Source organism: Thauera phenylacetica B4P, assembly GCF_000310225.1.
In the GTDB taxonomy this organism is placed as follows: domain Bacteria; phylum Pseudomonadota; class Gammaproteobacteria; order Burkholderiales; family Rhodocyclaceae; genus Thauera; species Thauera phenylacetica.
In genome coordinates this window covers 1-3,874 of record NZ_AMXF01000306.1, presented here as the reverse complement: position 1 = coordinate 3,874, position 3,874 = coordinate 1, and the positions used below count along the sequence as shown (strand labels likewise).

The window sequence follows — 3,874 nt, the reverse complement described above, 5'->3', positions numbered from 1 at the left end:
TCGGCCTGTGCGAGGTGATGCAAGACGAGGCCGAGGCCGCGATCGCGCTCGAGCGGCTCGCCGCGAGCACGGCCGCGCCGGCGGTGGATCGCGGCGACTGGCGGCTGCTTCACCGGGGGGACCCGCGACAGGGAGAAACCGACGGGCGCAGCGTGCACGCCGAACCCGGCGCGCCCGACCGCAGGCCGGCTCCCGGCCTCAGCGCACACACTGCGCCGGGCGTCATCGGACAGCCGCCGGACGGCACGCTCGAGCTCGACCTCCACCCCCTGCTGCTGCGCCTCGCCGACGAGCCCGATGCCGCCCGCGGCGCGGCACGTTTCCAGGCCACGCTGGCCGCCGCGCTCGTCGACTGGGTCGAGGAGGCGCGCCGGCGCGCCGGCTGCGCCACGGTGGTGCTGTCCGGTGGCTGCCTGCACAATCGCCTGCTCGCCGACGCACTGCACGCCGCCCTGCCGGCACGCGGCCTCGAGGTGCTCGGCGCGCGCCGGCTGTCGCCGGGCGACGCCGGCCTGGCCCTCGGCCAGGCCTGGGTCGCCCTGCACCGCACCCGATGACCGCCCCCGTAGGAGCGCCGGCAGCCGCGAAAGCGGCCGTCCGGTCCGCACGCTCGTCGGCATCGTCCGTGCGCGCCTTCCGGCGCTCCTGCATCGGCCCCATTCGCGCCTGCCGGCGCGCCTACATGAAAACCGGCGCGTACGATCGGCCCGGACTCGCTCGTCGGGCATCCTCCGCCTCGCCCGCCACCCACAAGGAACGTTGAAGATGTGTCTCGCCATCCCCGCCCGCATCATCGAGCTGCTCGACGGCGACCAGTGCCGCGTCGAGCTCGGCGGCGTGCGCAAGGAGATCTCGCTCGCCCTGGTCGACGACGCCGCCGTCGGCGACTACGTGATCGTGCATGTCGGCTATGCGCTGACGAAGCTCGACCCCGAGGAGGCCGCGCAGACCCTGGCGCTGTTCGCCGAAGCCGGCATCGACCCCGCGGGCGCGCTCGCCGGCGACGGCCTGCCCACCACCGAGGCGGCGCGCTGAGATGCGCAGGCCGGCGATGAAGGACCATCCGGGACATCCCGACGCGGGAGGATGCGCCGCGCGACGGTGGAGGGCGCCGCGTTGCGCAGCGGCGACATGAAATACGAGGCTCCGCAATGAAATACGTGGACGAGTTCCGCGACGGCACGCTCGCCGCCGGGCTGGCGCGGGCGATCGCGCGCGAGGCCGACAGCGGCCGCGACTACGCCTTCATGGAGTTCTGTGGCGGCCACACCCACGCCATCTCGCGCTACGGCGTCGCCGACCTGCTGCCGGCCAACGTGCGCATGATCCACGGCCCGGGCTGTCCGGTGTGCGTGCTGCCGATCGGCCGCGTAGATATGGCGATCCGACTCGCGCTGGCGCGCCCCGAGGTGATCCTGTGCACCTACGGCGACTGCCTGCGCGTGCCCGCCTCCGACGGTCTCTCGCTCTTGAAGGCGAAGGCGCGCGGCGCCGACGTGCGCATGGTGTATTCGGCCGCCGATGCGCTCGCGCTCGCCGCGCGCGAACCGGCGCGCGAGGTGGTGTTCTTCGCGATCGGCTTCGAGACCACCACCCCGCCCACCGCGCTGGTGCTGCGCCAGGCCGCGGCGCAGGGCCTCGCCAACTTCAGCGTGATCTGCAACCACGTGCTCACCCCCTCGGCGATCTCCACCATCCTCGAGTCGCCCGAGGTGCGCCGCCTCGGCACCGTGCCACTGGACGGCTTCATCGGCCCCGCCCACGTGTCCACCATCATCGGCAGCCAGCCCTACGCGTTCTTCGCCGAGGAGTACCGCAAGCCGGTGGTGATCGCCGGCTTCGAGCCGCTCGACGTGATGCAGGCGATCCGCATGCTGGTGCGCCAGGTCAACGAGGGCCGCGCCGAGGTCGAGAACGAGTTCGCGCGTGCTGTGGTGCCGGAGGGCAACCTCAAGGCCAAGACCCTGGTCGCCGAGACCTTCGAGCTGCGGCGCAGCTTCGAATGGCGCGGCCTCGGCCTGGTGCCCTACTCCGCGCTGCGCATCCGCGCCGCCTTCGCGCCCTGGGACGCGGAGGCGAAGTTCGGCCTCGACTACCACCCGGTGCCCGACAACCGCGCCTGCGAATGCGGCGCCATCCTGCGCGGGGTCAGGAAGCCCACCGACTGCAAGCTCTTCGGCACCGTGTGCACCCCGGAGACGCCGATGGGCTCGTGCATGGTGTCCTCCGAGGGCGCCTGCGCCGCGCACTACAACTACGGGCGCTTCCGCGACGTGCCGGTGCGCGTCGTCGACAACTCCGCCCCCCCGAACCCGGACCAGGAAACCGCATGAACACCGTCAAACCCGGCTATGTCCGCCCGCTGGACCTGCGCAACGGCCGCGTCGACCTCGGCTTCGGCGCCGGCGGGCGGGCGATGGCGCAGCTGATCTCCGAGCTCTTCGCGCGCGCCTTCGCCAACGACTACCTCGCCCGTGGCGACGACGGCGCGGTGCTGCCCGCGCCGGCGGCGGGCGAGCGCCTGGTGATGGCGACCGACGCCCACGTGGTGAGCCCGCTGTTCTTCCCCGGCGGCGACATCGGCAGCCTGTCGGTGCACGGCACGGTGAACGACCTCGCGGTGATGGGCGCGCGCCCGCTCTACCTGGCCGCCAGCTTCATCCTCGAAGAGGGTTATGCGCTCGCCGAGCTCGCCCGCATCGTCGATTCGATGGCCGCCGCCGCGCGCGCGGCCGGGGTCGTGGTGGTGACCGGCGACACCAAGGTGGTCGAGCAGGGCAAGGGCGACGGCGTCTTCATCACCACCACCGGCGTCGGCGCGCTGCCGGCCGGGCGCGATCCGGGCGGCGCGCGCGCGCGGCCGGGCGATGCGGTGCTGCTGTCCGGGCGTATCGGCGACCATGGCATGGCGATCATGGCGCAGCGCGAGTCGCTCGCCTTCGACTCCGAGATCGTCTCCGACAGCGCGGCGCTCAACGGCCTGGTCGAGGCGCTGTATGCCGCGGTGCCGGCGGAGGCGGTGCGCGTGCTGCGCGACCCCACCCGCGGCGGGCTGGCGACCACGCTGAACGAGATCGCCACGCAGTCGGGCGTGGGCATGGAGCTCGACGAGGCGGCGATCCCGGTGTCGCCGCAGGTGCACGCGGCCTGCGAGCTGCTCGGGCTCGACCCGCTCTACGTCGCCAACGAGGGCAAGCTGGTGGTGCTGTGCGCACCGGAGCACGCCGAGGCCGCGCTCGCCGCGCTGCACGCCCACCCGCTCGGCGCCGAGGCGGCGCGCATCGGCGCCGCCACCGCCGACCCGCAGCACTTCGTGCAGATCCGCACCGGCTTCGGCGGACGGCGCATGGTGGACTGGCTCGCCGGCGAGCAGCTGCCGAGGATCTGCTGATGGCCGCGGCGCTGCGCATCCTGCTCCTCACCCACAGCTTCAACGGCCTCGCCCAGCGCCTGTTCGCCGAGCTCGGCGCCGACGGCCACGCGGTCTCGGTGGAGTTCGACATCGCCGACAGCGTGACCGAGGAGGCGGTGGCGCTGTTCGCGCCCGACGTGATCGTCGCGCCCTTCCTCAAGCGCGCGGTGCCGGAGTCGGTGTGGCGCCGCCACCTCACGCTGATCGTGCATCCGGGCATCGTCGGCGACCGCGGGCCCTCCGCGCTCGACTGGGCGATCCAGGAAGCCGAACCGGCCTGGGGCGTCACCGTGCTGCAGGCCGAGGCCGGGATGGACGCCGGCCCGGTGTGGGCGAGCCGCGAGTTCCCGCTGCGCGCGGCGAGCAAGGCCGACGTCTATCGCAACGAGACCACCGCCGGCGCGCTCGCCGCGGTGCGCGAGGCGCTCGCGCGCGTGCCCGAGTGGCGCGCCGGACGCTGGC

At 73.6% G+C, this 3,874-nt stretch carries 5 protein-coding genes; all 5 read left to right on the top strand.

Annotation, left to right across the window (positions count from 1 at the left end):
* Positions 1 to 557, top strand: a 557-nt coding sequence (locus C667_RS26605) for a Kae1-like domain-containing protein (RefSeq protein WP_004381989.1), incomplete at its 5' end; no start/stop codon positions are given.
* Positions 558 to 765: 208 nt separating this feature from the next.
* Positions 766 to 1,035 (top strand): HypC/HybG/HupF family hydrogenase formation chaperone, encoded by a 270-nt coding sequence (locus C667_RS20940; RefSeq protein ID WP_004381987.1) that lies wholly within the window; start codon positions 766 to 768, stop codon positions 1,033 to 1,035.
* Between the two features lie 116 nt (positions 1,036 to 1,151).
* The gene (gene hypD / locus C667_RS20935) at positions 1,152 to 2,333 is read left to right on the top strand and encodes a hydrogenase formation protein HypD (RefSeq protein WP_004381984.1); all 1,182 of its coding nucleotides are present in this window, start codon (positions 1,152 to 1,154) and stop codon (positions 2,331 to 2,333) included.
* Positions 2,330 to 3,391 carry a hydrogenase expression/formation protein HypE gene (gene hypE, locus C667_RS20930; RefSeq protein WP_004381982.1) on the top strand — a complete coding sequence of 354 codons (1,062 nt, stop codon included), beginning with the start codon at positions 2,330 to 2,332 and terminating at the stop codon, positions 3,389 to 3,391. The genes hypD and hypE overlap by 4 nt, the downstream gene beginning before the upstream one ends.
* Positions 3,391 to 3,874 (top strand): formyltransferase family protein (locus C667_RS20925; protein WP_004381980.1); only part of this gene is annotated, 484 nt, incomplete at its 3' end. The genes hypE and C667_RS20925, both read left to right, overlap by 1 nt.

What these genes read in the sequence shown, in the direction of transcription:
- hypD (WP_004381984.1), top strand. Translation starts at nt 1,152, where the DNA reads ATGAAATACGTGGACGAGTTCCGCGACGGCACGCTCGCCGCCGGGCTG.
- hypE (WP_004381982.1), top strand. Translation starts at nt 2,330, where the DNA reads ATGAACACCGTCAAACCCGGCTATGTCCGCCCGCTGGACCTGCGCAAC.
- C667_RS20940 (WP_004381987.1), top strand. Translation starts at nt 766, where the DNA reads ATGTGTCTCGCCATCCCCGCCCGCATCATCGAGCTGCTCGACGGCGAC.